Annotated in this window: 24 protein-coding genes and 6 pseudogenes; 25 read left to right on the plus strand and 5 right to left on the minus strand. The window is 45.9% G+C overall.

Features of this window, described 5'->3' with window-relative positions:
• The first annotated feature begins 65 nt into the window (after nucleotides 1-65).
• The 13 genes and pseudogenes from JCM10519_RS12960 to JCM10519_RS13000 all read left to right on the plus strand — a co-directional run bounded on the left by JCM10519_RS12960 (nucleotide 66) and on the right by JCM10519_RS13000 (nucleotide 10,417).
• A pseudogene (locus JCM10519_RS12960) lies at nucleotides 66-834 on the plus strand (acyl-CoA dehydratase activase).
• A gap of 15 nt (nucleotides 835-849) precedes the next feature.
• Complete coding sequence (locus JCM10519_RS12965; RefSeq protein ID WP_347844100.1) at nucleotides 850-1,776, plus strand: 2-hydroxyacyl-CoA dehydratase; 927 nt, start codon at nucleotides 850-852, stop codon at nucleotides 1,774-1,776.
• Nucleotides 1,658-2,104 carry a 2-hydroxyacyl-CoA dehydratase gene (locus JCM10519_RS29660; protein ID WP_347844101.1) on the plus strand — a complete coding sequence of 149 codons (447 nt, stop codon included), beginning with the start codon at nucleotides 1,658-1,660 and terminating at the stop codon, nucleotides 2,102-2,104. Before JCM10519_RS12965 ends, JCM10519_RS29660 begins: the two co-directional genes overlap by 119 nt.
• 81 nt (nucleotides 2,105-2,185) lie before the next feature.
• Nucleotides 2,186-2,518 (plus strand): 2-hydroxyacyl-CoA dehydratase family protein, encoded by a 333-nt coding sequence (locus tag JCM10519_RS29665; RefSeq protein ID WP_347844102.1) that lies wholly within the window; start codon nucleotides 2,186-2,188, stop codon nucleotides 2,516-2,518.
• 7 nt (nucleotides 2,519-2,525) lie between these two features.
• The gene (locus tag JCM10519_RS29670) at nucleotides 2,526-3,209 is read left to right on the plus strand and encodes a 2-hydroxyacyl-CoA dehydratase family protein (RefSeq protein ID WP_347844134.1); all 684 of its coding nucleotides are present in this window, start codon (nucleotides 2,526-2,528) and stop codon (nucleotides 3,207-3,209) included.
• A 15-nt stretch (nucleotides 3,210-3,224) separates the two neighbouring features.
• On the plus strand, nucleotides 3,225-3,503 hold the full coding sequence (locus JCM10519_RS29675) for a hypothetical protein (RefSeq protein WP_347844103.1): 279 nt from the start codon (nucleotides 3,225-3,227) through the stop codon (nucleotides 3,501-3,503).
• A gap of 64 nt (nucleotides 3,504-3,567) precedes the next feature.
• Nucleotides 3,568-4,359, plus strand: coding sequence for a hypothetical protein (locus tag JCM10519_RS12975; protein ID WP_347844104.1), 792 nt, complete (start codon nucleotides 3,568-3,570; stop codon nucleotides 4,357-4,359).
• Nucleotides 4,360-4,399: 40 nt separating this feature from the next.
• A complete protein-coding gene (locus tag JCM10519_RS12980) occupies nucleotides 4,400-5,983 on the plus strand; it encodes an AMP-binding protein (RefSeq protein ID WP_054739661.1) in 1,584 nt (527 codons plus the stop codon).
• A 12-nt stretch (nucleotides 5,984-5,995) separates the two neighbouring features.
• Nucleotides 5,996-7,137: pseudogene (locus tag JCM10519_RS12985) on the plus strand (acyl-CoA dehydrogenase family protein).
• A gap of 28 nt (nucleotides 7,138-7,165) precedes the next feature.
• Nucleotides 7,166-7,950 (plus strand): annotated as a pseudogene (gene etfB, locus JCM10519_RS12990) (electron transfer flavoprotein subunit beta).
• A gap of 26 nt (nucleotides 7,951-7,976) precedes the next feature.
• Nucleotides 7,977-9,158, plus strand: a complete 1,182-nt coding sequence (locus tag JCM10519_RS12995; protein ID WP_054739663.1) for an FAD-binding protein — start codon at nucleotides 7,977-7,979, stop codon at nucleotides 9,156-9,158.
• A gap of 14 nt (nucleotides 9,159-9,172) precedes the next feature.
• Nucleotides 9,173-9,439, plus strand: a complete 267-nt coding sequence (locus JCM10519_RS29680; RefSeq protein ID WP_347844105.1) for a CoA transferase — start codon at nucleotides 9,173-9,175, stop codon at nucleotides 9,437-9,439.
• A gap of 19 nt (nucleotides 9,440-9,458) precedes the next feature.
• Nucleotides 9,459-10,417: pseudogene (locus JCM10519_RS13000) on the plus strand (CaiB/BaiF CoA-transferase family protein).
• A 106-nt stretch (nucleotides 10,418-10,523) separates the two neighbouring features.
• Here the strand turns inward: JCM10519_RS13000 and JCM10519_RS29685 are convergent.
• The 5 genes from JCM10519_RS29685 to JCM10519_RS13010 form a co-directional block, all read right to left on the minus strand.
• Nucleotides 10,524-11,075, minus strand: a complete 552-nt coding sequence (locus JCM10519_RS29685) for an MATE family efflux transporter (RefSeq protein WP_347844106.1) — start codon at nucleotides 11,073-11,075, stop codon at nucleotides 10,524-10,526.
• Nucleotides 11,048-11,524 carry a polysaccharide biosynthesis C-terminal domain-containing protein gene (locus JCM10519_RS29690; protein WP_347844107.1) on the minus strand — a complete coding sequence of 159 codons (477 nt, stop codon included), beginning with the start codon at nucleotides 11,522-11,524 and terminating at the stop codon, nucleotides 11,048-11,050. The genes JCM10519_RS29685 and JCM10519_RS29690 overlap by 28 nt, the downstream gene beginning before the upstream one ends.
• Nucleotides 11,518-11,886: an MATE family efflux transporter gene (locus JCM10519_RS29695; protein WP_347844108.1), complete on the minus strand. Its 369-nt coding sequence runs from the start codon at nucleotides 11,884-11,886 to the stop codon at nucleotides 11,518-11,520. The genes JCM10519_RS29690 and JCM10519_RS29695 overlap by 7 nt, the downstream gene beginning before the upstream one ends.
• A gap of 120 nt (nucleotides 11,887-12,006) precedes the next feature.
• Nucleotides 12,007-12,552: a helix-turn-helix domain-containing protein gene (locus tag JCM10519_RS29700; RefSeq protein WP_347844109.1), complete on the minus strand. Its 546-nt coding sequence runs from the start codon at nucleotides 12,550-12,552 to the stop codon at nucleotides 12,007-12,009.
• Complete coding sequence (locus tag JCM10519_RS13010; RefSeq protein WP_347844110.1) at nucleotides 12,503-13,516, minus strand: hypothetical protein; 1,014 nt, start codon at nucleotides 13,514-13,516, stop codon at nucleotides 12,503-12,505. Before JCM10519_RS13010 ends, JCM10519_RS29700 begins: the two co-directional genes overlap by 50 nt.
• A 168-nt stretch (nucleotides 13,517-13,684) precedes the next feature.
• On the opposite strand from JCM10519_RS13010, the gene JCM10519_RS13015 reads away from it, so the two are divergent.
• The 12 genes and pseudogenes from JCM10519_RS13015 to JCM10519_RS13060 all read left to right on the plus strand — a co-directional run bounded on the left by JCM10519_RS13015 (nucleotide 13,685) and on the right by JCM10519_RS13060 (nucleotide 25,970).
• Entirely contained in the window at nucleotides 13,685-16,501 is a 2,817-nt protein-coding gene (locus tag JCM10519_RS13015) for an acetoacetate decarboxylase family protein (RefSeq protein ID WP_347844111.1), read from the plus strand.
• Between the two features lie 126 nt (nucleotides 16,502-16,627).
• Nucleotides 16,628-17,404: an SDR family NAD(P)-dependent oxidoreductase gene (locus JCM10519_RS13020; protein ID WP_054739696.1), complete on the plus strand. Its 777-nt coding sequence runs from the start codon at nucleotides 16,628-16,630 to the stop codon at nucleotides 17,402-17,404.
• Nucleotides 17,405-17,605: 201 nt separating this feature from the next.
• Entirely contained in the window at nucleotides 17,606-17,767 is a 162-nt protein-coding gene (locus JCM10519_RS29705) for a hypothetical protein (RefSeq protein ID WP_347844112.1), read from the plus strand.
• Nucleotides 17,768-17,775: 8 nt separating this feature from the next.
• Nucleotides 17,776-18,123 carry a type II toxin-antitoxin system RelE/ParE family toxin gene (locus tag JCM10519_RS13025; protein ID WP_054739667.1) on the plus strand — a complete coding sequence of 116 codons (348 nt, stop codon included), beginning with the start codon at nucleotides 17,776-17,778 and terminating at the stop codon, nucleotides 18,121-18,123.
• A 700-nt stretch (nucleotides 18,124-18,823) separates the two neighbouring features.
• Nucleotides 18,824-19,276, plus strand: coding sequence for an aldehyde dehydrogenase family protein (locus JCM10519_RS29710; RefSeq protein WP_347844113.1), 453 nt, complete (start codon nucleotides 18,824-18,826; stop codon nucleotides 19,274-19,276).
• Entirely contained in the window at nucleotides 19,251-19,829 is a 579-nt protein-coding gene (locus JCM10519_RS29715; RefSeq protein WP_347844114.1) for a hypothetical protein, read from the plus strand. Before JCM10519_RS29710 ends, JCM10519_RS29715 begins: the two co-directional genes overlap by 26 nt.
• The gene (locus JCM10519_RS29720; RefSeq protein ID WP_347844115.1) at nucleotides 19,820-20,110 is read left to right on the plus strand and encodes a hypothetical protein; all 291 of its coding nucleotides are present in this window, start codon (nucleotides 19,820-19,822) and stop codon (nucleotides 20,108-20,110) included. The genes JCM10519_RS29715 and JCM10519_RS29720 overlap by 10 nt, the downstream gene beginning before the upstream one ends.
• Before the next feature lie 83 nt (nucleotides 20,111-20,193).
• Nucleotides 20,194-21,309, plus strand: a complete 1,116-nt coding sequence (locus JCM10519_RS13040) for an iron-containing alcohol dehydrogenase (protein ID WP_054739672.1) — start codon at nucleotides 20,194-20,196, stop codon at nucleotides 21,307-21,309.
• 112 nt (nucleotides 21,310-21,421) lie between these two features.
• A pseudogene (locus tag JCM10519_RS13045) lies at nucleotides 21,422-22,872 on the plus strand (4-hydroxyphenylacetate 3-hydroxylase family protein).
• Nucleotides 22,873-22,990: 118 nt separating this feature from the next.
• Nucleotides 22,991-24,308: pseudogene (locus JCM10519_RS13050) on the plus strand (acetyl-CoA hydrolase/transferase C-terminal domain-containing protein).
• 4 nt (nucleotides 24,309-24,312) lie between these two features.
• Nucleotides 24,313-25,545 (plus strand): acetyl-CoA hydrolase/transferase C-terminal domain-containing protein, encoded by a 1,233-nt coding sequence (locus tag JCM10519_RS13055; protein ID WP_347844116.1) that lies wholly within the window; start codon nucleotides 24,313-24,315, stop codon nucleotides 25,543-25,545.
• Nucleotides 25,546-25,646: 101 nt separating this feature from the next.
• Nucleotides 25,647-25,970: a hypothetical protein gene (locus tag JCM10519_RS13060; RefSeq protein ID WP_347844117.1), complete on the plus strand. Its 324-nt coding sequence runs from the start codon at nucleotides 25,647-25,649 to the stop codon at nucleotides 25,968-25,970.
• Nucleotides 25,971-26,092 lie beyond the last annotated feature (122 nt).

Genomic DNA, 26,092 nt, shown 5'->3' on the forward strand with positions numbered 1-26,092 from the left:
ACATGTATACATATATATTTTTTTCGAAAAGATTGTTATAAAATAGACAAAGAAAGGAAATAACCATGTTTACATTAGGAGTTGACATAGGCTCTACCACCTCCAAAGCGGTCATTTTAAAAGACGGACAGGAGATTCTGGCTACTTCCCTGGTTGGGGCGGGGACAGGAACCAACGGACCGGACCGGGCAATTGAGGCAGTACTTGCCGCAGGGAATTTAAAGCTTGAAGAGATAACCTCTGTCTATGCCACCGGTTATGGAAGGAAGCTGTTGAAAAATGCCGATGGTGAGATGAGTGAACTGAGCTGCCATGCAAGGGGCGTCCACCATCTGCTCCCGGAGGTGCGGACCATCATCGATATCGGCGGCCAGGATGCAAAGGTCCTTTCCCTGGGGGCCGACGGGCGCCTGATGGAATTTTTGATGAATGACAAATGTGCGGCAGGAACCGGCCGGTTTCTGGATGTCATGGCAGGAATCCTTCAGCTTAAGATTGAAGATCTGGAAAAACAGGCAGCCTTTCAAGTCAGCCGGTCAAAATATCCAGTACCTGTACCGTATTTGCTGAATCAGAGGTTATATCCCAACTGGCAAATGGAGTCCAGATCCCGGATCTGTTGCCGGCATCTGCCGGTCTGTAGCCAACAGAGTGGCGGCTCTGGCAAAACGGACTGGTGTGAAAGAAACAGTGTGTATGAGCGGCGGCGTTGCAAAAAATGGCGGAGTACGAAAAGCCATGGAGCAGGAGCTGGGCCTTCCAATTACCTATTCGCCAATGGCTCAGCTCATGGGTGCTTTAGGAGCGGCGCTTTACGCTTATGATAAATTATAAAAGGAGGAAGTTTTCATGGGTGAAGGAGAAACAAAACCAAAGTTTACCATTGATCCTAATTCAGCCAAGTTTAAGCTGAATGAGATCGTGGCAAAGCATTACAAGGAGGTCCAGGAGGCAAAGGACAGAGGAGAAAAAATCGGCTGGTGCGCCAGCAATTTCCCTCAGGAAATTTTCCAGACCCTGGGTATTAAGGTGTGCTATCCTGAAAATCAGGCAGCAGCCATTGCTGCGAGAGGGGCTGGGCAGCGGCTATGTGAAATTTCAGAGGCGGAAGGTTATTCCAATGACATCTGCGCTTATGCAAGAATCAGCCTGGCACATATGAAAACCGGGGAGACTCCGGAACAGAACATGCCTCTTCCCGACTTTGTGCTCTGCTGCAATAACATCTGCAACTGCATGATCAAATGGTATGAGAACATTGCAAAAGAACTTAACATTCCGCTTATTCTCATTGACATTCCCTTTAATCCTGATTACGAGGTTTCAGATGCCCAGGTCGATTATGTCAAGAGCCAGTTTCTGGCGGCAATAGAACAGTTAGAGGAGATCACAGGCAAGAAATGGAGCGATGAGAAATTCAAAGAGGTGATGGAAATCTCAAACAGGACTTCCAGAGCATGGCTGGAGGCGACATCCTATACCAGGTATACCCCTTCCCCGCTTAACGGTTTTGACTTACTAAACCATATGGCAGTGGCCGTCTGTGCCAGGGGAACGGTTGAAGCAGCCGAAGCCTTTGAAACCTTGCTGGAAGAATACAAAAAAAGCAGTGAAAGAGGGAACCAGTACCTTCCGCGCAGAGGAAAAATACAGGATCATGTTCGAGGGAATCGCCTGCTGGCCTCATTTAAGAGCAACGGCTACGGGCTTAAAATCCCGGGGGATCAACATGGTGGCAACGATTTATGCCGATGCCTTTGGATTCATTTACGATGATTTTGACGGTCTGATCCGCGCCTACTGCAACGTGCCCAATGCCATGAACCTAGAGCACGCCAGGGATAAGAGGGAGGCCATTGTGAATAAGACCCATGCAGAAGGGCTTCTGGTACATACCAACCGTTCCTGTAAGCTCTGGAGCGGCTTCATGTATGAAATGAGCCGCCAGATCGGAGAGGACTGCCAGATACCGGTCACCTCATTTGACGGCGACCAGGCAGATCCCCGGAACTTCTCGGAAGCGCAGTATGAAACAAGGGTTCAGGGGCTGACGGAAATCATGGAATCCAACAAGGGGGGAAAGACTGATGGCAACATTGAATGAATTATTAGAAAATTTTCATGAAATTGCGTGTTCACCGAAAAAAACAGCTGAATGCTTATCTGGAACAGGGAAAAAAAGGTTGTGGCCTGTGTTCCTGTCTACACTCCGGAAGAGTTGATCCACTCCATGGGGCTTGTTCCTATGGGAGCATGGGGAGCGGATATTGAGCTGAAAGAGTCAAAAAAATATTTCCCTGCATTTATCTGTTCCATCATGCAGAGCATTCTGGAATTGGGAATTAAGGGAGAATACAAAGGCATTTCAGCCATTGTCATTCCTTCCCTCTGTGACTCATTAAAGTGCCTGGGGCAGAACTGGAAATATGCGGTAAAGGACATTCCTTTTATTCCCATGACATATCCCCAGAACCGGAAGCCTGAGGCTGGAAAAAAAGTTCACCAAAGCTTCCTATGAGCGTGTCATAAAAGACTTAGAGGCAGCAACTGGTGCAAAATTCAGCGAAGCTTCCCTGGCCCGGTCCAATGAAATCTACAATGAGCACAATGAGGCAATGAGAAAGCTGGCAGAGGTTCTGGAACAGCATCCTTCCATCACGGCAATCCAAAGAAGAGATATTTTTAAAAGTGCTTATTTCATGCGGAAGGAAGAGCATACGGCACTGGTCAGCCAGCTGATGGAGGCTTTGTCACAGACAGAGGAGAAGGAAAGCAAAATCAAGGTAATCACCACCGGAATTCTGGCTGACAGCGAAGGTCTTCTTAAAATCTTTGATGAGCACGGGCTGCAGATTGCTGCAGACGATGTTGCCCATGAATCCAGACAGTACCGTACAGATGTGAACCTGGAATTGGAACCACTAGAAGGACTTGCAGATAAGTTCTCCCGGATGGACCACTGTTCCGTTCTGTATGATCCGGAAAAGAAGAGAGCCGGCTATATTGTTGATCTTGCAAAGAAATACAAGGCAAAAGGCGTGGTGGTTCTGCTGACAAAATTCTGTGATCCGGAAGAATTTGATTATGTAATGATAAAAAAAGCCTGTGATGGGGCAGGAATTCCTATCATTCAGATGGAAGTCGACAGGCAGATGGTTAATTATGAGCAGGCAGGAACTATGATGGAAGCATTTAAGGATATGCTCTAACAGGAGGAGAAGGATATGATCGATAAAAATAAAATGCCGGTAGCGGTGGGCGTTGCATTCGTATGGTTTACCACACAGTTTGGCGGAGGATTTGCATCAGGCGCACAGCTGGTCCAGTATTTCGTTGCGTTCGGTATTTGGGCGCTTATTACCCCGATTCTTGCTCAGGCCATCGGAGCGGTGTTCCAGTGGTATGGACTCCGGTATGCGAAGCTTCATGATGCCTATGATTACAGAACCTTTAACAACAAATTTTATGGAAAATTCGCTCCCATTTTTTTCCAACCTTTATGAGCTTGTATACATATTATTGCTGTGTCTGGCTCCCTCTGTTGCATTTGCGACCGGAGGCTCCACCATGCAGTCCCTGACTGGAATCCCATATATGGCATGTACTTTGATCATAGGTTTGTTTATCTTTGTGGTGACCATTTTTGGCACGGATTTTGTCAGAAAAGCTGCTTCTACCTTATCAGTCATTATCATAGCAGGCCTTTTGATCGTGTACATACCAAACATTATTGTCAGCTGGGGTGAGATCGTAAAAAATGTTAAGATTTTGGGAGCGGATCCGGCCCCTGCCGGCCCTGCTTTATGGAGCTGCTTTATTTATGGTGCCTTCCAGCTGGCTTCCATCGGATTGCTGTACCAGCATGCGGAATCATTTAAAACGGAAAAAGAAGCCGGAACCAGCATGATTTACGGGTTTATCGTAAACTCCGGATTGATTATGCTATCCACTTTGGGAATTATGGCGGTTGCGACCAATCCGGATTTATCCAAGGATCCCCTTCCGGTCATCACTCTGATCAAAGGCGGGGTTGGAGCCAGCTTCATGAACCCGATGATTTCCATACTTATTATTTTGGGAGCAGTATCAACAGCGGTCAACATGATTGCGGGAGCAGTCCAGAGAGTTGTGGTTGCACTTGAAAAGCCGGAGGAAAAGAAAAATGACGGAAAGCCTTCAGCAAAAACCTTAATCTGTGCTTTGTTATGTACCATCCTTGCTTTTGCTATTGCTCAGTTCGGACTTCTTCCGCTTGTTAAGGTAGGATATGGATATCTGGGTTATGTAACCATTGCAGTGGTACTGATTCCGTTCCTGATCCGGATGATCGGAGAGGCCATGGGAAAAATCGAGAAATAATTGACAGAAGCATGAGGCAGAGGTTAGCAGGAGAATGAATATGACAGGCCTTTTATCAGAAACAATCGGAGAACTGCTTCATAAAAGAGCTGTTCTTACGCCGAATGGAGCAGGAATCTGCGATCAGGACAGAAGCTATACCTGGAAAGAGGCGGATGAAATTTCAGATTTTTGGGCAGCTGACTTTATTAGAAGAGGAATATCGCGGGGGAAACATGTCGCGTTGTGGGGGATAAACAGCCCGGAATGGATCATGGCGTATTTTGCTTTTATGAAGTCCGGGGCAATTGTGATCCCGGTCAATACATGCTATAAGGAACAGGAATTAAGGCAGGTTTTAAAAGAAGCGGATGCAGACTATTTGTTCTATGGGAAGGGCTGCAGGAATGCGGACTACGGACCGGTCATTTCAAAGGCAGGGTTAGACCGGCCGGACAGCTTCTTAAAAGGGATCGTTTCCCTGGACCAGCTGCCTGGCTGTGAAATAGGTGAAAACAGGGAAGAGGATAAGCGGATTTTAAAAGAAGCAGAACAGAACCTGTCCACAAAGGATACCGCTAACATACTTTTCACCTCCGGCACCTCCGGCGTTCCCAAAGGAGTGATGTTAAGCCATGATAACCTGGTCAATAATTCTGCCGAAATGGTACGTTCCATGCATTGGAACGAGAGTGACCGCATGTGTTTATCTGTTCCTCTGTTTCACTGCTTTGGCATCACAGCGGGCATTTTGTCCGCTGTCCATGCCGGAGCGGCAATTTATATAAACCAGTATTATAAGTCCATAAGAGTTATGGAAAACATAGAGAAAAATTCCTGTACCATTCTAAACGGTGTTCCCAGCATGTTCCTGGCCATGGTAAAGAATGGCAGGAGGAATGAATACGATCTAAGTTCCTTAAAGAGCGGAATTATCGCTGGTTCCGCCATTCATCCGTCAGATTATATCAATATCTGTGCAGAACTGAAGATGGAGCATCTGCAGCCTTCCTATGGGCAGACCGAGTCTTCCCCTGCAATTACCATGACCGGATATTGGGATCCAATCTGCCGAAAGGCCCTTACGGCAGGAAAAAAGATCCCTTATACGGAATTAAGGATATGGGATGAAAGAAGAAAGAGCGCTGCCAAAACAGGCAGTGTGGGAGAAATCCAGTCCAGGGGATATCACATTATGAAGGGCTATTACAACAGGACCAAAGAAACGGAAAGAGTGCTGGACGGGGAGGGCTGGCTTCATACAGGGGACTGCGGTTATCTGGATGAAGAAGGCTGTCTTTATATAACCGGACGAAAAAAAGAGATGATTATCCGGGGCGGTGAAAACATAGCTCCGGTGGAAATTGAAAACTGCATCCTGGAGCTTCCGGAAATCAAGGATGTAAAGATAATAGGAGTTGACGCCCAGGTTCTTCAGGAAGAAATTGCGGCCTGTATCATCATGGAGCCTGGGATAGAGTTTTCTGAAGAGAGGGTCAGGGAACAGGTCCGTCAGAATCTGGCGGATTATAAGGTTCCAAAATATGTTTATCGGTTTGAAGCATTTCCTTTTGGTAACAGCGGAAAGGTTAAGATCCATGAGTTACGTCAGGAGATCGAGAAACGGTTAGCGAAAAGAGGTTAAGGAGGAAACAACATGTATTTTACAAAACAGCATGAGCTTGTCCGGAAACTTGCGAGGGAGTTTGCGGAAAAAGAACTGACCAATGAGATCCTCGATGAGGTTGAGGAAAGCGGGACATTTCCGGAGGATATCCTTTACAAAATGGGAAAGGCCGGTTTTTCGGCATTAAGACGCCAAAGGAATACGGAGGTTCAGGGGGTGACGCCCGCTGTTACGTGCTGGTAATGGAGGAAATGGCAAGAGTCAGCGGAGTCGCAAGCATTTATGTATCTTCCCCCAATTCCCTTTCCGGAGGTCCCCTGTTATTATCCGGCACAGAGGAGCAGAAACGGAAATATCTTCCCCCATTGATAAACGGGAACAAAAAGCTCTGCTTTGCCCTGACAGAACCGGGAGCAGGTTCCGATGCCGGCGGTATGCAGTCCACCGCGGTAAAGGATGGGGATTCCTACATATTAAATGGAAGAAAGACCTTTATTACCATGGCGCCTCTGGCAGATTATGCAGTGATATACGCAAAGACGGATATGACAAAGGGAACAAAAGGAATCAGCGCATTTATTGTGGATATGAAAAATACCCCTGGTATTTCCTGCGGAAAGCCGGAACATAAAATGGGTGTCATCGGCTGTGCTACCAGCGATATTATTATGGATAACGCAAGGATTCCGGCGGAAAACCTTCTGGGTGAGGAGGGCATGGGCTTTATAAACGCCATGAAGACCCTGGATACCGGCCGTATGGGAGTGGCTGCCCAGTCCATCGGAGTTGCCCAGGGGGCTCTTGACGAGGCGATTAAATACGCAAAGGAAAGAAAACAGTTCGGCAGACGAATCGGAGATTTCCAGGCAATTGCATTTATGATCGCAGATATGGCGACGAAGCTGGAGGCTGCAAAGCAGCTGGTCTATAAGACTGCCTACTTAATGGATACCCATCAGCCGGCAACCATGGAAGCTTCTATGGCAAAGTATTATGCTTCTGAAGTCTGCAATGAAATCGCTTCAAAATCCCTTCAGATCCATGGTGGTTACGGATTTATCAAAGATTATAAGATTGAACGCATGTACAGGGATTGCCGTGTGTTTACCATTTACGAAGGTACCTCACAAATCCAGCAGCTGGTGATTTCCGGAAAACTGCTTAAGAAATAATGACTACACGGAAGGAGTAATGAAAACGATGAAGATTTTGGTTTGTGTGAAACAGGTGCCGGATACCAACGAAGTAAAGATCGATCCGGTAAAGGGTACATTGATCCGTGACGGAGTTCCCAGCATTTTAAACCCTGATGATGCAAATGCCCTGGAAGAGGCATTGAAAATAAAAGACAAAAAGCCTGGGACAACGGTTTCCGTTATCACCATGGGGCCGCCTCAGGCTGATGATATGTTAAGGGAATGCCTGGCAATGGGAGCAGATGAGGCTTATCTGCTCAGTGACAGGGCCTTTGGCGGGGCCGATACCTGTGCCACCTCCACCACCATTGCAGCCGGCATTCAAAAAATCGGAGATTATGACATTATTTTTGCAGGCCGCCAGGCCATTGACGGAGATACGGCCCAGGTAGGCCCTCAGGTAGCCTGGAGACTTGGCATCCCGGTTGTGACCTATGTTCAGGATGTGAAGCTTTGCGAAGGAAAGGTGATCGTACAAAGGCAGATGGAAAACGGATATGAAATTCTGGAAGTCCAGATGCCATGTCTCCTTACTGCAGTAAAAGAACTGAATGAGCCCCGTTACATGAGCATAGGCGGAATCATGGACGCTTATGCAAAAAAAAGTTACCGTATGGAATCATGAGGATGTGGGACTGGATCCCAAAGACTGCGGTTTAAATGCTTCCCCGACCCAGGTTTTCCGTTCCTTTACTCCCGCCCCAAAGGGAAAAGGAGATGCTTGACGGAACAGTGACCGAAATGGCAGAGCTGTTGACAGAAAAACTGAAAGAGAAGCATTATCTTTAAGACCCAGGAAAAGGAGGAAGGTTCATATGGCTGTAAATGTAGTAAAAGAAAAATGCAGGGGCTGTTCCATCTGCGTAAAGAACTGCCCGTTCGAAGCAATTACAATGGAAAATAAACTGGCTGTCATTGGTACTGCCTGTACCGGATGCGGTGTTTGTGTGGAAAAGTGTCCGTTTGATGCAATAGAAAAGTCAGAAGAGCCAAAGGATACGGTTGATTTATCGGAATACCGGGATGTATGGGTATTTGCGGAGCAAAGAGAAGGCGCACTCATGCCGGTAGTAAAAGAACTTCTGGGAGAAGGACGGAAGCTGGCAGATGAGATCGGATGCAGCCTTTGTACGGTATTATGCGGGAACCAGGTGGAAGGACTTGCGGATGAACTGTTTGAATACGGAGCGGATAAGGTTTATCTTGCGGATCATAAAGAACTGGAAGCCTACCGCACCGACGCTTATACGGCTGTGATTCACGATGCGATCAAATCCTATAAGCCTGAAATCGTCCTTTTGGGAGCGACTCACATCGGCCGTGACTTAGGTCCCTGTCTGGCAGTCCGCTGCAATACCGGACTGACTGCCGACTGCACCAGGCTGGAGATCGATGAAGAGGATAAGAAGATCAAGCAGACCCGCCCGGCCTTTGGCGGGAATTTAATGGCGACCATTGTCTGCCCGAACCACAGGCCTCAGATGTCCACGGTACGCCCGGGAGTCATGGAAAAGGCTGAAAGGCAGAAAGGACGGAAGGGCCAGGTTGTTCCTCTTTCCGTAAGTTTTGAAAAAGATGATATCAGGACCCAGATCCTTGAGGTAGTAAAGCAGGCAGGAGAAGCGGTATCCTTAACCGATGCGGAGATCATTGTGTCCGGCGGTATGGGCCTTGGCGGAGCCGAGGGATTTGAACTGTTAAAGAAGCTGGCTGATCGGCTTGGCGGTGTCATTGCAGCAAGCCGTGCAGCCGTTGATGCAGGCTGGATCGACCATTCCTATCAGGTGGGACAGACCGGGACAACGGTACGTCCCAAGCTGTATTTTGCATGTGGCATTTCCGGGGCCATTCAGCATGTGGCAGGTATGCAGAACTCGGAGCAGATCATTGCGATCAATAAAAACCCGGCAGCTCCGATCTTTGAAGTGGCCGATTACGGCATCGTAGGGGATTTAAACCAGGTGATCCCTGCATTGATAGAAGCACTGGACAAATAAAGGAGGGTATTAATATGGGAAAGAAGCTGTTAGAAGGAATCAAAGTAGTGGAGCTGGCAACCTTTATCGCGGCTGCAGGAGCAGGACGTTTTCTTGCGGACTGCGGAGCGGATGTGATTAAAATCGAATCTGCCAAGGGGGATCCCTTAAGGCATACGGCACCATCCGAAGGAAGGCCTTTGGATATGTATGAAAATACGACCTGGGACTTAGAAAATGGAAACAAGCGCTGCATCTCTCTTAATATGAAGGCGCCCGAGGGCAAAGAGGCATTTTTTTAAGCTTTTAGAGGATGCGGATGTGCTGATCACCAACTGGAGAGTCCAGGCTCTTGAACGGGCGGGGCTTGACTATGAAACCTTAAAGGTGAAATATCCCAGGCTGGTTTATGCATGGTAACCGGATACGGTGAATACGGCCCGGATAAAGACCTTCCCGGGTTTGATTTCACGGCGTTCTTTGCAAGAGGAGGTTATCTCCATTCCCTCCGTCAGAAAGGAACGGTTCCAATGAATGTGGTTCCGGGAGTTGGAGACCATAACGTGGCCATGAACCTGGCGGCAGGAATTCTTGCGGCATTGTATCATGCAAAAGAAACCGGACAGGGAGAAAAGGTGGAAACCAGCCTGTTTGAGACGGCTGTCTATAACATGGGAATGATGATCCAGGCAGCCAATTATGACGGCCCGGCGAGAGAATATCCCATTAACATCAGGGAGAGCGCCAACCCCTTTAACGCGGCATGGAGGACAAAGGATGACAGATTCATTCAGACCTGTATGCCGGATTACAACACCTATTATAAGCAGTTCATGAAAGCTCTTGGAAGAGATGATTTATTAGAGAATGAGAATTACTTCCCAATCCAGAACCTTCAGGCAAAAGGCCTGGGCACAGAGGTCTATGACATCTGTATGGAGGCAATGGAAAAGAAGACAGCCAAGGAATGGGTACCGGTTTTAAAGGAACATGACATTGCTTTCAGCGTTGCCCAGTCCTGGGAAGAGATTTTGGAGGATGAGCAGGCATGGGCCAATGATTGCTTCTATAAAATGCAGTACGGCAATGGAAATGTGCGCACACTGGTAAGACCGCCGGTCAAATTTCAGGAAATGGGCGTTCCAGAGTACAATGGCGGTCCTTTGATCGGAGAGCAGGGACCGGAAATCCTGGAAAATCTGGGGTATACCAAAGAGGAGATCAGGGAATTCGAGGAAAAGGGAATACTTTATGTGTGGAAGGATGAGAGAAAAAACTAGATCTATAGTTGAATAAATAAAGAAGAAAAGGGGTGAAATTTACCCCTTTTCTTCTTTTGGGAAACATTTAAACATATCATACAGGGCTTTTTGCAGATCCATTTTATCAGTAGTTGATATCGGAAACCCATTTCACCTTAAAGATCAGGATGGTTGTAATAAGGGCGGCCATGTAATTGGAAAACAGGTTGCCCCAGAATACGGAATAAAAGCTTAAAAAGTGTTCCGTTGCCAGTATAAATATGTAACGCAAAAGCCATACCCGCAGCAGGCTGATGAAGAGAGTGATCCGGGTCTTTCCAAGTCCGATAAAGGCTCCCTGCTGAACCATACAGATACCGAAGCCGATCACGGAATAGGTATAAATATGGAGCGCCTGGTTTGCCACAGAAAGGACGGAGGCATCCCTTGTAAATAACACCGTAAGTCTGGAAGACAGAGGCACCACCAGGGCGATCAAAAGGGCGGCAGTAATGGCACTTATGACGCAGCCCGTTAAACAGGCCTTTTTTGCCTTTTCCGGCTGGTTTGCTCCCACATTCATGCTGACCATGGTGGTGACGGCGGAACCAAAGGAAGAGGGCAGGATAAAGCAGATGGAGGTAATGTTATTGGCAATTCCCTGCCCGTTTAAAACAATGGATCCGTATTTTTCCACTTCATTGTTGATGAGGAAGAAGCCAGGTTCAGCATGAGGCTGGACAGCATGGCAGGAAAGCCTATGCGCAAAAGGGTGTTGATGATGGTCCAGTCAAACCGGAAGCCGGTGAGGACAAAGCGTTCTCCCGTTTCTTTTAAGAATAATTCATAATACATCCACACAGTAATTAAAAAGTTGGATGCCAGGGAGGCCATGACAGAGCCCACAAGACCCCAGCGGAAAACCATAATGAAGAGGGCGCTGAAAATGATTTTTAAAATCAGCATGATCACCATACGGACAAACGTATCCTCTGGCTTGCCATTGGCATTCTTTATGGAATTATAAATAGATTCCATGAAGGAAAAGGGCGTCACACAGGCGCTCAATGCAAGATAGACAAAGACATCGTGGGAAATCTCTTCATTTACATGGGCGGATATGGGAAAGGCAAGGGCAATCAGCAAAGGAGCCAGGAGAAAACCCAGCAAAAAAAAGTAAAGACAATGATTTGAGTGGAAATCTTCCGGCTGTGCTTAAAGTCGCCGTTTCCATTGGACTGCCCGATAATGGCCATTCCCGCCACGCTCACTCCCTGAGCCAGGGCAGAGATCATATTTACAATGGGAGTGCAGTAGGTGACGGCGCTGGCCGCCTGGGTTCCTACGAGATTGTTAAGAAAAAGACCATCGATGACCGGTATGGCGGATTGGATCAGACCCATCATAAGGGTGGGAACCGAAAGGAATAAAATGGTCGCAGAGACGGAGCCGTTAAGGATCAAATCCCGCCTCTGCTCGGTGCTTTGTTTTAAAAAGTTTGATTGCATGGTCGATTCACCTGATTAGTAGATTTGCGGTAAAGCTTTCGGTCAGTACCGTACAATCCTTAACTATACGCCCTGGAAAATGGAATGTCAAGAAAACTTTTGCGGCGGTAGTTTTGTGTTTTATTCCGTATACCGGTCTATGAAATAAGAGAGCCGCAGCAGGAACAGGGTATTGATATCCGCCAAATCAAGCTGGCATAAGCCGGTGATGCGGTTTAAGCGGTATGCAAGGGAATTACGGTGTATGTACAGGCTTTCAGAGGCCAGCTTGATATTGCAGCCCTTTTCAATAAAGACACAGAGCGTTTTGTACAATTGAGAACTGTTTTCCCGGTCATACTGTTTCAGCACTGCAAGGGCGGGATGGCAGAACCGTTCCAGGCGGCCGGCATCTTTTACCTCGGAGAGCAGGTGAAAAATCTGATAATCCTGGTAAAAGCACACAGGTTCTTCGCTTCCTAATTTCTGTCCCATTTCCAGGGCCGCAAGCGCCTGTTCGTAGTGGCGCACAAAGGTTTCCATGTCAGTAAAGCAATTACTGATTCCAATCTGCATCGGTTCTTTTTGATACAATGCCTTTAATTTTTCCAGTATTCCAGGGCCTGGGTTTTCTTCCTCATCTAAGGGAATAATTCCGACGATGCCTTTTTTTATGGCAGGTAACAAGAATGCCTGGGATAGAAGCCTTCAGACTCTTGCATGCAAGAGAATTTAAGTGCTGCTGCCCCATATATTTTGCAGGACGGAGAAAGATCACCTGCATTCTGGAAGGAAAACGGAGCTTTTTAAGCCTTGGCTGAATATCTCTTAAGGGCGCTCCTATTAACATTTCGTACAGCAGATCGTGATACAGGCCGGTCCCTTCAAACAGCCCGGGGGTGTAACAGGTAATGGTATAGCTAAGGGCATGGCTTATGATGCTCAGCATTTCAAAATGAAAGGGAAGGAAGGGATTCTCTCCTTCAATGGTCAATAAGAAGCCTATCTGCGTCTGGTTATGGAATACCTTGCTGGCCAGTTTCCGGTAGGGGGATATGGGACAGGTGACTTCCACTGCAGCAGTAGTCTGAGGCGTATTGCGGACACACTGCATGCTTTTTACCCCATTGATAAATTCATAGCCGCAGTAGCCCCGCTTTGTATTTTCGATCCAGAGAGGATCAGGGACAGGGTAGGAGTCGGAGCTTGCAAGAATTTTAAAATTCATGTCGCAAAATAACAGGGAATTGCCAAGCTTTACGGAAGCGGCTTCAATAACAGATTCTATGGTGCGGGTTTCATCAGCCAGGGCCGTAAGCTCGGTATAAATGCCATCGTTTCTTGTGGATTCGACCAAAGTTTTGATATCATTAAATATAGAAAACAGGGAGTTTTCCGGGACCAGGGCTGCATTGCCTTCCAACGAAAAGGGCAGTACATGTTCACCGGTTCCGGCCAGAATGCAATGGACAGGAAAAGACTTTGCAGCCGCCAGTTGTTTATCGTAACCAAAGTAAAGGGTGTTTTTGGCGGCAGAATTCTGTCTGCCGTCCAGAAAAGCAACATTTTGTATTTCAGAATTTTCCTCCTGAGAGAGGATATCTATGTTATATTCTTCAGAAATTCTTTCAATCAGCTTTGAAAATGTCATGGTTTTCCTCATTTCCTGGATGAATGGGCAATGGCTTTTTCTTAGACTATAGTGCATTGTAAACAAGTTGTCAAATCCTTATCGTTTATCATATACGTTGTGGTATGACTGCACTTCTTTTATACTGATGTCAAGACTGGAAACGTTTACAAACGGAACAGGAGGTATATGATGTATAACAGGTTATTTGAAGAGGGGAAAATCGGTAAGGTGGTACTAAAGAACCGCCTGGTAATGTCACCCATGGGATGCGGACTTGCCAACCTAGATGGTACGCCGTCAGAAGATATGCTGGCCTTTTATGAGGCAAGAGCAATAGGAGGGGCAGGATTAATCATTCCGGAAATCACCCGGATTAATGACGTACATGGGGCAGGGCTTATGAGGCAGCTTTCTGTTACAAAGGACAGGCACATTGAGCCTTTGGCAAGGCTTGCCCAGGTGGTTCACAGGCATGGAAGCAGGATTTTTATACAGCTGCATCATCCGGGACGTGAAACGGTATCGGCCCTTCTGGGCGGCCAGCCCGTTGTGGCACCATCTCCCATCCCCTGCAAGGTGGCCAAGCAGGAGACCAGGGGCCTTACGACAGAGGAAATAAAAGAAATTATCCAGCAATTCACAGACGGTGCTGCCAGAGTACAAAAAGCAGGCTGTGACGGCATTGAACTGCATGCTGCCCACGGATACCTGCTCCACCAGTTTCTTTCTCCCTATACCAATAAAAGAGAAGATGAATATGGCGGCAGCTTTGAGAACCGGCTGAGAATTGTAACTGATATCATTGCAGGGATCAGAAAGGCATGCGGCCCGGATTTTGTGGTTGGTGTCCGGTTGAGCGTGGAGGAGTTCCTGGATAAAACAGGAGTAACGGAGGAATATTTACATATACAGGACGGCATAAAGATTGCTATGGCTTTGGAACAGGAGGGAATCGATTTTATAGATGTCAGCTGCGGCTTATATGAAACAGGAATGACCTGTGTGGAGCCCATGTCCTTTCCTCAGGGCTGGAGACATGATTTGCTGGCAGCAATAAAAAGCCATGTAACGATCCCGGTAATCGGTGTATCCGTCATCAGGGAGCCTGCAGTGGCAGAAACATTTCTGGAAGAGGGAGTGGTGGATTTTGTATCCATGGGGCGTTCCTGGATTGCAGATGAAGAGTGGGGCAAAAAGGTACTGGAGGGCAGAGAGGACGAATTGAGAAAGTGCGTATCCTGCCTCCGCTGCTTTGAAAGCTTAAGCGAATACAATGCCGCCGGTTTGCCGCCGGAATGTTCTTTGAACCCAAGATATGCAAGAGAAAGAAAATACGGGGACTTAGTCCAGGATATAAAAGGGCACAGGGCAGTGGTCGTGGGAGGCGGACCGGCAGGCATGTGTGCTGCCCAGACCCTTGCCCAGCGAGGCGTGGAGGTGATTTTGCTTGACCGCCGGTCAGAGCTTGGAGGCATGGTAAATCTGGCAAAAATGCCGCCTGGGAAGGAACGGCTGCAGTGGATCGCAGATTATTACAACAGCGAATTCAGCCGGCTTGGTGTGGAGGTCCGGTTGAACACGGAGGCAGCAGCTGAGACGATCTTAGCCTGTAAGCCGGATGCGGTCATCCTTGCCACCGGTTCCTCTTCAATCGTTCCGGGCAGGATTCCGGGAATTAACGGCTGCAATGTATTTACAGCAGAGTCTGTTTTGTCCGGCAAAGCGGACTTAAAAGGAAAAAGGGTCGCATTAATAGGAGCCGGTCTTACGGGACTTGAGACAGCAGAATATTTGTGCGGGAGAGGAAATAAAGTTACTATTGTAGATATGGCTGAAAAACCGGCACCCAATGGAAACCGCACCAATGTGGCGGATGTATGCGGGCGGCTGGAAAAAGCCGGGGCTGTTTACCTACTGGGGCATTCCCTTAAGGAAATCACACCGGAGGGGGTTGTATTAGAGAATCTTGAGAATCAGGAAGAGGTCATTGCAGAGTCAGATGCCGTGGTATTGTCTCTGGGATTTCTTCCGGATCAGTCACTGCTTCAAAGCCTGCAGGCAGAGGGAGTTCCGGTGAAGGTAATTGGAAGCGCCTTAAAAGACGGACCCATAGCGCCGGCGGTACGCACCGGCTTTGAGACCGGACGGGAATTGTTTGCAGAGAAAGGAAAAGCTCCCAGTTTTCTTATTACAGGGGAAGACATGGCTAACTTCGGAAGAATCTCTCTTATGGATAATCAGGAGGGGATTTATATCAGCTATCTGACTGATCCGGAAGCTGTTGCCAGAATACTGCCGCCTCCGTTAAAGCCCTTTTCCATGCCTGTTGTAACCCTTTCCGTCTGTCGCGTTAAGAACCCCACCTTTGCAGATGATTACTACGAGGCAATTCTTGGTGTTTATGCAACTTACGGAAAATCCCTGGGCTTATATCCCCTGGGCCTGGTGCTTGGAGGTCCGGGATCAGAAATGGCGGTACAGTGCGGCCGTGATAACGGGAGTATTCCAAAGAAATCAGGAGCTGAATTTGTTATCCGGAAGAATGGTGACAGGATCACTGCAGGTGTTACCAGAAGGGGGACACAGCTGGTAGAGGCAACTGTAAAATCAGGTGAATACAACAATCCCATGGCAGCAGCTCTTTACCAGTTTCCGGCAGCAGGCAAACAGACCTTTGGAGGCGGTTTCTATTTTCATTTTGACCGCATTCCCGATGAAAAGGGAGTATCCCATTTCACAAACGGCGCCTTGCTCATGAACCAGTGCGAGTACAATTATCAGGCCTGGGAGCCGGGCTTTGCAGCCTTAAATCTTACCTCCAGCGTGGATGATCCATGGGGAGAGCTTCCCATCAATACCATTATCGGAGGGGCTTATTCAAAGAACAGCTTGCTTGTACACAAGCTGAATCTGATGGAAAAGCTGGATGCAGACGAAATTGTTCCGTATTTGCTGACCGGGCGCTATGACCGCACGGCATTTATGGAGACCGGACGTATTTAAAACAGGATACATGAAAGATTGGCATCCGTTTAAACGGTGTCCGGAAGCTTTGTGTTTTGAACTGCCACACAGGAAAAATCCTGTTGTTTAATGCAGATACATTTTAAGAAGGAGGATTTTATTATTATGGAAAATTTATTTGATTTATCAGGAAAAGTAGCAGTTGTAACAGGAGCCAGTGCAGGTCTTGGGGCAGATGCGGCTCTTGCTTATGCGAAAGCAGGGGCTGATGTGGCCTTATTGGCAAGGCGCATTGAGAAACTTAACGGAGTGAAAGCAGAGATCGAGAAATTAGGGCGCAAAGCCCTGGCAGTGTCCTGTGACATCACACAGGAAGACAGCGTAAAAGCAGCTATGGAGGCTGTGCTGGCTGCTTTCGGTCACATTGATATTTTATTAAACAATGCAGGAGTTGCCGTACGTGGCGGTGTTGACAGCATAACAACAGAGGAATGGGATAAGTCTTTTGACACCAATGTAAAGGGAGTCTTTTTAGCAAGCAAATATGTGATTCCTCAGATGAAGGAAAGAGGCTATGGAAAAATCATAAACATCGCTTCTGTCAATGCGGTCATTGCAGATAAAAGTGATATGTTTATCAGGCATGCCTACAATGCCTCAAAATCAGCGGTTATTGGATTGACAAAAGGAATGGCCTGTTCCTATGCAAGATATGGAATTACGGTAAATGCCATTGGGCCCGCACTTTTTGAATCAGAAATGACTGCCAACACCTTATTTAAGTCAGAGCAATTCTTAAGCGCATACAATGCGGTGAATCCGGCGGGGCGTCCCGGACGCAGAGGAGAGTTAAACGGTACCATTCTTTATCTTTCTTCCGATGCCTCCAGTTATGTGCAGGGACAGTTTATCATTGTAGACGGCGGCGGATCAATCGTATAAAATATTTTTAACTCAAAACAGACTGCCTGGTTGAAGCATATAAACCGGGCAGTTTGTTTCATTTGACTCAGATAATGGGATGCATGCCGCATCAAAAATACATGAATGGGATAGAATTAAAAAAAGCACTTTTACTCTTGTATCTTGTGCTGATTCAAAGTATAATGAAGCTATATTAAAACATGAGAGGAGATGAGAGAAATGATAAAATCAAATTTTATTCAGGTGCCGGAACATTTAAATTATACGGAAGCTGACGCAATACAGGCTTTAAAGTCGGAACTGGAAAAGGGAATTGAAAGTATGGAGCGTGGTTCATTGTATACAATTGAAGAAGCGTGGAAAGAAATTGACGCAATTTAGGAGAATGTATGGGAAACCCAATAAATTATAAAATACGCCTGACATCTGATGCAAGAAATGATATTGCACAGATAAAACGGTATATTTTAAGTACGTTTAAGTACCGTGAAACTGCAGAAGTGTTCTCAAAAAATATCAGATATGCCATATCAAAATTGAGCCCTTTTTCAAAGGCCTATACAAAAACAGGACTGTTGATTCAAGGGCTCGAAGTATATTATAAGCCACACAGCATCTATCTTATATTCTTTGTGGTAAAAGAGAACAAGGTCATTGTAATACGTATTTTAAAGGATCGGATGTACTGGCAGCCCGTTATAAAAAGAATCAATTCTTTCGATTTAGAAATCTTTTAATCAGATAATCTTTTAATCAAAAAATCTTCGAAGTTTTATGAATATTCTATCATATCATTTTATTCCCTTAGCTAAAAAATAACTTTCATAGATTCTAATCACCTAAATTTATTTTAATCTTACTATTGCTTCCCAAACGTAATTCACTTAATCCAGGCATAAAGTTTTCTCCTTTGTGAAAATGTTTGTTTTGGTGACTTCATTCTAACAAAGTTGGAACTTTTTTTTCCATTGTACCATGAAAGGCGGGTTCTTCGGAATCTGCCTTTTTCAGTTTTTATGATAAACAGAGCTGGCGGTCCGAAGGTTTTTCTGTTTTCAGACACAACCCCCCTTTTGCTGTATGCTGTTTATTTTATAACAATAATGTTCAAGGTATGGATAAAAGTACTGGAATTAAGGAGAGAAACCAGGTCATCTTTATGTGGAAAGCACTATAAATCAGTTCCTTTAAGCAAAATTGTATTTGGCGGTTTTGTCAATAAAGGTAACAAAAACAAAATAAAAAAACACGTATAGATGTAACACTTTCATAATAGACTTATAAATTGTTGTATAAAGTGCATAAAAAGTGGCATATAAAAAATTCTATCGTTTATGATAAAAAAACTAGTATTTTCAATTATTGAGAATAAGAGTTAAACTAGTATAAGAAACAATGTTAAAAAAATCACTAATAACAAGCAGGGAGGAAACCAAAATGAATCAGTTTATTCAGTCATTGGTAGAACGTTCTAAAAAAGCACAGCAGATCCTATGCACTTATGATCAGGAGAAGACAGACGAAATTGTAAAAATGTTCGCAAAGGTTGTTTTCGATCATGCACAGCCGCTGGCAAAGCTGGCTGCAGAAGAAAGCAGAATGGGTGTATATGAGGACAAGATTACTAAAAATAAGGGGAAGTCAAGAATTATCTGGAATTCGCTTAAAGGAAAGAAGTCCATCGGCATCATTGGAAGAGACGAGGAGGCAGGTCTCATCGAAGTAGCAAAGCCCATGGGAGTCATCGCAGCGGCGACTCCGTGCACCAACCCGGTTGTAACGCCCATGTGCAATGCCATGTTTGCAGTCAAATGCCAGAATACCATTATCATAGCTCCTCATCCCCGCGGCAAAAAAATGTGCTATGGAGCTGGCAGATCTTTACTATAAGGAGTTAGACCGCATGGGTATTCCCAGAGATATCTTTCTGGTAATAGAAGAGCCTACCATTGACCTGACCACAGAACTGATGTCAGCCTGCGATGCTGTCATAGCAACCGGAGGCATGGGGGTTGTAAAATCTGCTTATTCCAGCGGAAAACCAAGCTATGGGGTTGGGCCTGGAAATGTCCAGGGACTGATTGATGAAGGGATCGATTACAAGGCAGCAGCAGGCCGTATGATAGCCAGCCGTATCTTTGATAATGGAATCATCTGTTCCGGCACCCAGAGCATCATTGCCCCGGAAAAGGATTATGACTCCATTATCAGAGAGTTTGTGGCTCAGGGCGCTTATTATATTGATGATCCGGCAGTGGTTGCCAGTCTGTCAGAGGTTGTATTCCCAGGCGGCGTCATTAATAAACACGTGGTCGGACAGTCGGTTAAGACCATCGCAGGACTGGCGGGCATTTCCATTCCTGAGGGGACAAAGGTCATTATCGTTAAGCCGGAAAGACATGGTGCCGGTGTGGCATGGAGTAAGGAAAAAATGTGCCAGTGATGGCGGCTTACAGCTATAAGACATGGGAAGAGGCAGTGCAGATTGCCTATGATAACCTTTTGGTAGAAGGAGAAGGCCACTCAGCAGATATTCAGTCTGATGATAAAGCACATATCGAATATGCAGGCGTGAAGCTGCCTGTAAGCCGTGTGGTTGTGAATCAGACCTGTTCCAGCATGGCCGGAGGCGCTTTTGCAAATGCATTGAACCTACCACAACACTTGGCTGCGGAAGCTGGGGGAACAATGCCATCAGCGAGAACCTCTTCTATACCCATCTGATGAATAAGAGCCGTATCGCATTTGTCAGGAAAGATTGGAAACAGCCGTCTGATGAAGAAATTTTTGCATAGGAGAGTCCGTTTATGAAGGAAGTTATTTTAAAATCCCAGATTTCATATTACGAAACCTGTTCTGAATTCGCTGAGGATTTTAATCTGGGAAGCGATGATCTGGTATTGACCAATGAATACATATATAACCCGTATTTTGGTGATATGGGTTTAAAGGTACATACAATCTTTCAGGAAACCTATGGGACTGGAGAACCTACGGATGTCATGGTGGATGCGATTTTAGAAGCAGCAGCAAAGACTGACTGCAAACGGATCGTCGCCATCGGCGGAGGCACGGTAATTGATATTGCAAAGATTCTGGCTGTGTCAGCAGGAGAATCCCTGGATTCTCTTTATGAGGCGCCGGAGAAGATTGAAAAGAAACGTGACCTGGTGATTCTTCCTACAACCTGCGGGACGGGAAGTGAAGTGACCAATATTTCCATCATTAACCGGACCAGACTGGGGACCAAGGTAGGACTGGTATCTCCTCATATGTATGCGGATGATGCGGTGCTTGTACCGGAGCTTCTTAAGGGACTTCCTTTTGGGGTGTTTGCCACCAGCTCCATTGATGCACTGGTTCATGCAGTGGAATCCAGCCTTTCTCCAAAAGCCACCCCTTATACAAAGCTGTTTGGCTACAAAGCCATTGAGATGATTATCAGGGGATACCAGAAGATTGCGGCAGAGGGAAGGGAAGCAAGGATACCGATTATGAAGGATTTCCTGATTGCAAGCAACTATGCTGGAATCGCTTTTGGAACTGCAGGATGTGCGGCTGTCCATGCCACCAGCTATCCGCTTGGAGGAACCTATCATGTGGCTCATGGAGAAAGCAATTATGCCATGTTTACAGGTGTTCTGAAAAATTACATGGAAATATGCCAGGATGGAGAAATTGCCGTAATGAACCAGCGGATGGCAAGGCTTTTGGGATGCGGTGTCCAAAACGTTTATGACAAGCTGGATGAGCTGCTTGGGACAATTCTTCCTAAAAAGTCTCTTCATGAATACGGCGTAAAACCGGAAGAGCTTGAGGTGTTTACAAAGAGTGTTATGGAGCAGCAGGGAAGGCTTATGGCAAATAATTTTGTGCCCTTAGATGCACAAAGAGTCCTTAAGATTTACAAGGAACTATTTTGATCTTAATGATGCAGTCGCACTTTAATCTCATCAAGCAGCAAAGTGAATTGCGAATATCCGATTGACAAGGCTGGAAGACAGTCTGCAAAGTTAATAAAAGGAGAGAATGGTTATGGCATTGATGACAGGGGAAGAGTATGTGGAAAGCATGCGCAGAATGAAACTGAATGTTTACATGTTTGGGGAAAAAATTGATGATCCCATTGATAATCCGATTTTAAGACCGTCGCTTAATTCTGTAAAGGCCACTTATGATCTGGCTCAGATGCCGGAATATGAAGATTTAATGACAGTGACTTTAGAGGATGGGCGCAAGATCAACCGGTTTGCCAATATTCACAGAAGTACGGCTGATCTGATAAAAAAAAGTAAAGATGCAAAGGCTTTGCGGCCAGAAGACGGCTTCCTGTTTTCAGCGGTGTGTAGGTATGGATGCATTTAATGCGGAATGGTCCACCACCTATGAGATTGATAAAAAGCATGGAACCCATTATCACGAGAATTTCAAAAAAATATTTAAGAATGGTTCAGGATGAGGATTTAACCGTAGACGGAGCCATGACGGATCCAAAGGGTGACAGGGGGCTGGCTCCTCATGATCAGCCGGATCAGGATATGTATTTGAGAGTGGTGGAGCGAAAAAAAGACGGGATCGTTGTAAGAGGCGCCAAAGCACATCAGACCGGTATTATCAATTCCCAGGAAGTAATTGTAATGCCTACCGTTGCCATGGGACCTGATGATAAGGATTTTGCGGTATCCTTTGCGGTTCCAACGGATGCGGATGGAATCACAATGATAATCGGAAGACAGTCCTGTGACACCAGAAAGCTGGAGGGAGGCCAGATCGATGTGGGCAACAGCGAATTCGGAGGAGTGGAAGCGCTGGTTGTATTTGACGATGTATTTGTCCCCAATGACCGCATCTTCCTGGATGGAGAATATGAATTTGCAGGTGTTCTGGTGGAACGTTTTGCAGGATACCACAGACAGTCCTACGGCGGGTGCAAGGTAGGCGTAGGGGATGTGTTAATCGGTGCGACCGCTTTGGCGGCAGATTACAATGGAGTACCCAAGGCTTCTCATATCAAGGATAAGCTGATTGAAATGACTCATTTAAATGAAACCCTGTATTGCTGCGGCATTGCCTGTTCCGCAGAAGGGACACCAACAGAATCCGGAAATTACATCATTGACCTTCTGCTGGCCAATGTATGTAAGCAGAACGTTACCAGATTCCCGTATGAGATTGCACGTCTGGCAGAAGACATTGCCGGCGGCCTTATGGTAACGGCGCCGTCTGAAAAGGATTTGAATGATCCGGTCATCGGCGGCTATGTGGAGAAGTACTTAAAGGGAGTTGAGGGAGTCTCTACAGAAAACCGCCTAAGGATTTTGCGTCTGATTGAAAATCTGACTCTTGGCACAGCAGCTGTAGGATACAGAACCGAGTCTCTCCATGGTGCTGGTTCTCCCCAGGCACAGAGAATCATGATCTCCCGCCAGGGAAACATTGGAAGAAAGAAAGAGCTTGCTAAAGCCATAGCCAAAATTGAGGATTAATATAGAAGCCTGAATGTATGCGGCTTATTGAGGAGAAATATCCGCCATAAACATATGGGACTGGACTTATGGCGGATATTTTTATATCAAAATATTGTGTCAGGGAGGTTACATAAGTATGAACTGGAAAGAGATATATCTATCAAGACTTAAAACCATGGAAGAAGCTGTACTGCTTATAAAATCCGGTGACCGTGTGGTAATTGGGCATGCAGTAGGGGAGCCGATGAAGCTGGTTGACACAATGGTGGATTATGCGGTAAAGGCTGACTTAAAAGACATTGAAATTTTTCAGCAGGTAGATATGGGGCATTCCCTTTATGCACAGCCTGGTATGGAAAAGCATTTCAGAGAAAACAGCCTGTTTTTGGGAGCGAAAACAAGAGACTGCGTAAACAGCGGCCGCGGGGATTTTACGCCATGTTATTTTTACCAGACTCCTTACTTTTATCAGAATGTAAAGAAGCCTGATGTAGTTCTGGTTACCTTATCCCTGCCTGATGAACATGGCTATTGCAGCTTTGGAGTATCCTGCGATTATACAAAGCCGGCAGCAGAAGCAGAAGGGGCAAAGGTGATTGCTGTAGTGAATCCCAATATGCCAAGGACCATGGGAGACAGTTTTATCCATGTGAGCGATATCGATGTGATTGTAGAGGATGATACTCCGATTCCGGAGCTTGGGCTTCCTCGCATCGGCGATGTTGAGATGGCAATTGGTGAGCACGTAGCATCTTTGGTGCATGATGGTGACTGTCTGCAGCTTGGAATCGGAGCCATTCCGGATGCAGTTTTAAAATTCCTTGGAGATAAGAAAAATCTTGGCATTCATTCTGAGATGATTTCAGATGGTGTCATCGACCTTTATGAGCGCGGAGTAATTAACTGCAGCGCAAAGAATTTTAACAAGGATAAAATGGTGGTGTCATTCCTTATGGGAACCAGGAGGCTCTATGATTTTGCAGACGATAATCCTGGATTATACATGGCGCCGGTGGATTATGTCAATCATCCTACGATCATTGGAAGAAATGATAATCTGGTTTCCATTAACTCATCAGTAGAAGTAAATCTCATGGGAGAGGCCTGCTCTGAGGCCATGGGTTTAAAACAGTTTTCCGGAATCGGCGGGCAGGTTGACTTTATCCGCGGAGCATCTTTTTCCAGGGGAGGAAGAGCTATATTAGCATTTCCTGCCACCGCGAAAAAAAGGGACCATTTCAAAGATCGTGCCTTTCCTGACCCAGGGAGCCACCGTAACAACTACCAGAAATGATGTGGATTATATTGTAACAGAATATGGAATTGCAAAAATGAAGGGTAATACTTTAAGAGAAAGAGCACGTCAGCTGATCCGCATTGCGGCACCTCAGTTCCAGGACGGATTGGCAGAGGAATTCGAAAGACGTTTTGCTGAAAAATATCAGGAGGTGTAGCTACGTGGACTGGAAAAAAATCTATGCTTCAAAGGTAAAATCCCCTCAGGAAGCTGTAAAAATCATTCATTCAGGGGATACGGTGTTAATTGCTCATGCGGCTGCGGAACCGGATATGCTTGTAAGTGCAATGGTTGATCATGCGGCTCAGGAGGATTTAAAGGGCGTTCATATTGTTCAGCAGCATGACATGGGAGCCTGCAGGTTTTTTGAACCTGGAATGGAGAAACATTTTAAATACATTTCCCTGTTTGTAGGCACGCGCAGCAGAAGCTATATAGCAGAGGGAAAGGGCGATTTCACCCCTTGTTTCTTTAACCGGATACCAAATTACGTAACACAGACGAATACTGCGGATGTATTTTTAGTAACCGTATCACCGCCCGATGAACACGGTTACTGCAGCTACGGCCTTTCCTGTGACTTTGCAAAAGAAGTGGGAGAACAGCCGGGCACCAAGGTAATCGCAGCGGTCAATCCCAATATGCCAAGGGTAATGGGAGATAATTTTATCCATGTCAGCAAATTGGAAGCCATTGTGGAAAGCAATGAGCCGATCCATGAGCATGGCCGTCCGGTAATCGGAGCAGTAGAGGAAAAGATAGGAGAAAACATCGCCAGCCTTGTGCGGGATGGAGACTGTCTCCAATTGGGAATCGGAGCAATTCCGGATGCAGTTTTAAAATTCCTTGGGGATAAGAGGGATCTTGGGATTCATTCGGAGATGATTTCCGACGGTATCATAGATCTTTATGAAAAAGGGGCAATCACCGGGAAAAAGAAAAACATTGACAGAGGGAAAATGGTCATAACCTTTATGATGGGTACCAGAAGACTGTATGATTTTGTACACGACAATCCTGCCATTTGCATGATGCCAGTCAGCTATGTGAACGATCCCTTTGTTATAAGCCAGAATGATAATGTGGTGTCCATAAATTCCGCATTGCAGATTGATCTCATGGGGCAGGTATGTGCGGAAGCCATTGGTCTAAAGCAATATTCAGCAGTAGGCGGACAGATGGACTTTGTAAGAGGGGCTTCTGCCTCAAAGGGAGGCCGGTCAATCATCGCCTTTGGCGCTACCACAAAGGGAGGAACCATCTCTAAGATTGTACCGTTTCTGGCAGAGGGGGCAGCGGTTACAACCAGCAGAAACGATGTGGATTATATTGTAACGGAATATGGAATTGCCCATTTAAAAGGAAAAACCTTAAGGGAACGGGCAAGGGACTGATAAAGATTGCGGCACCGGCCTTCCGGGAAGAGTTATCAGGAGAATTTGAAAAGCGATTTAGTGAAGTGCTTTTGGTGTAGTGTAAACAAAGGAGGGGATATATGAATATCATTATGATTTCTAATTTGCTGGAAACGCTTATGATTGTATTCTTTGGCTTATCCTGGCCGTTTTCCATTCATAAGTCTTATGTGTCCAGAACTGCAAAAGGGAAAAGTCTTTCTTTTGAAATTTTCATCTGGCTGGGATACATATTTGGAATTGTAAGAAAGTTTTTGCTGTATGGATCATCCCCTTCAGGGAATGACTGGCTGTTTTTCCTATCCTGGTTCTTTTACTTTTTAAATTTTATTGAAATTACATTCGATATGTGGCTTTATAGCAGAAACGTAAAATTAGATAAAGAAAGAGAGCAGGGAAAGTAAGCCTTACCTTTGCATCAAGAAAAGATTCGATTTGTGTAATTGTGGTATCCATAGTAATCTCCTTGGCATAATAGCCTGCCAATGCAGAGACAGTTTGCCAATGGAGATTGCTATATGAATAT

Source organism: Clostridium sp. NkU-1, assembly GCA_001312405.1.

Excerpts from the sequence above, each read along its gene's own strand:
- JCM10519_RS13020 (WP_054739696.1), top strand. The coding sequence starts at position 16,628 with ATGGAAAATTTATTTGATTTATCAGGAAAAGTAGCAGTTGTAACAGGA.
- JCM10519_RS29660 (WP_347844101.1), top strand. The coding sequence starts at position 1,658 with ATGTTCGAGGGAATCGCCTGCTGGCCTCATTTAAGAGCAACGGCTACG.
- JCM10519_RS13010 (WP_347844110.1), bottom strand. The coding sequence starts at position 13,516 with ATGACATTTTCAAAGCTGATTGAAAGAATTTCTGAAGAATATAACATA.
- JCM10519_RS13015 (WP_347844111.1), top strand. The coding sequence starts at position 13,685 with ATGATGTATAACAGGTTATTTGAAGAGGGGAAAATCGGTAAGGTGGTA.
- JCM10519_RS29675 (WP_347844103.1), top strand. The coding sequence starts at position 3,225 with ATGATCGATAAAAATAAAATGCCGGTAGCGGTGGGCGTTGCATTCGTA.
- JCM10519_RS29695 (WP_347844108.1), bottom strand. The coding sequence starts at position 11,886 with ATGCAATCAAACTTTTTAAAACAAAGCACCGAGCAGAGGCGGGATTTG.
- JCM10519_RS13040 (WP_054739672.1), top strand. The coding sequence starts at position 20,194 with ATGAAGGAAGTTATTTTAAAATCCCAGATTTCATATTACGAAACCTGT.
- JCM10519_RS12980 (WP_054739661.1), top strand. The coding sequence starts at position 4,400 with ATGACAGGCCTTTTATCAGAAACAATCGGAGAACTGCTTCATAAAAGA.
- JCM10519_RS29680 (WP_347844105.1), top strand. The coding sequence starts at position 9,173 with ATGGGAAAGAAGCTGTTAGAAGGAATCAAAGTAGTGGAGCTGGCAACC.
- JCM10519_RS12995 (WP_054739663.1), top strand. The coding sequence starts at position 7,977 with ATGGCTGTAAATGTAGTAAAAGAAAAATGCAGGGGCTGTTCCATCTGC.
- JCM10519_RS29710 (WP_347844113.1), top strand. The coding sequence starts at position 18,824 with ATGAATCAGTTTATTCAGTCATTGGTAGAACGTTCTAAAAAAGCACAG.
- JCM10519_RS29715 (WP_347844114.1), top strand. The coding sequence starts at position 19,251 with ATGGAGCTGGCAGATCTTTACTATAAGGAGTTAGACCGCATGGGTATT.
- JCM10519_RS12975 (WP_347844104.1), top strand. The coding sequence starts at position 3,568 with ATGCAGTCCCTGACTGGAATCCCATATATGGCATGTACTTTGATCATA.
- JCM10519_RS29705 (WP_347844112.1), top strand. The coding sequence starts at position 17,606 with ATGATAAAATCAAATTTTATTCAGGTGCCGGAACATTTAAATTATACG.
- JCM10519_RS13025 (WP_054739667.1), top strand. The coding sequence starts at position 17,776 with ATGGGAAACCCAATAAATTATAAAATACGCCTGACATCTGATGCAAGA.
- JCM10519_RS12965 (WP_347844100.1), top strand. The coding sequence starts at position 850 with ATGGGTGAAGGAGAAACAAAACCAAAGTTTACCATTGATCCTAATTCA.
- JCM10519_RS13060 (WP_347844117.1), top strand. The coding sequence starts at position 25,647 with ATGAATATCATTATGATTTCTAATTTGCTGGAAACGCTTATGATTGTA.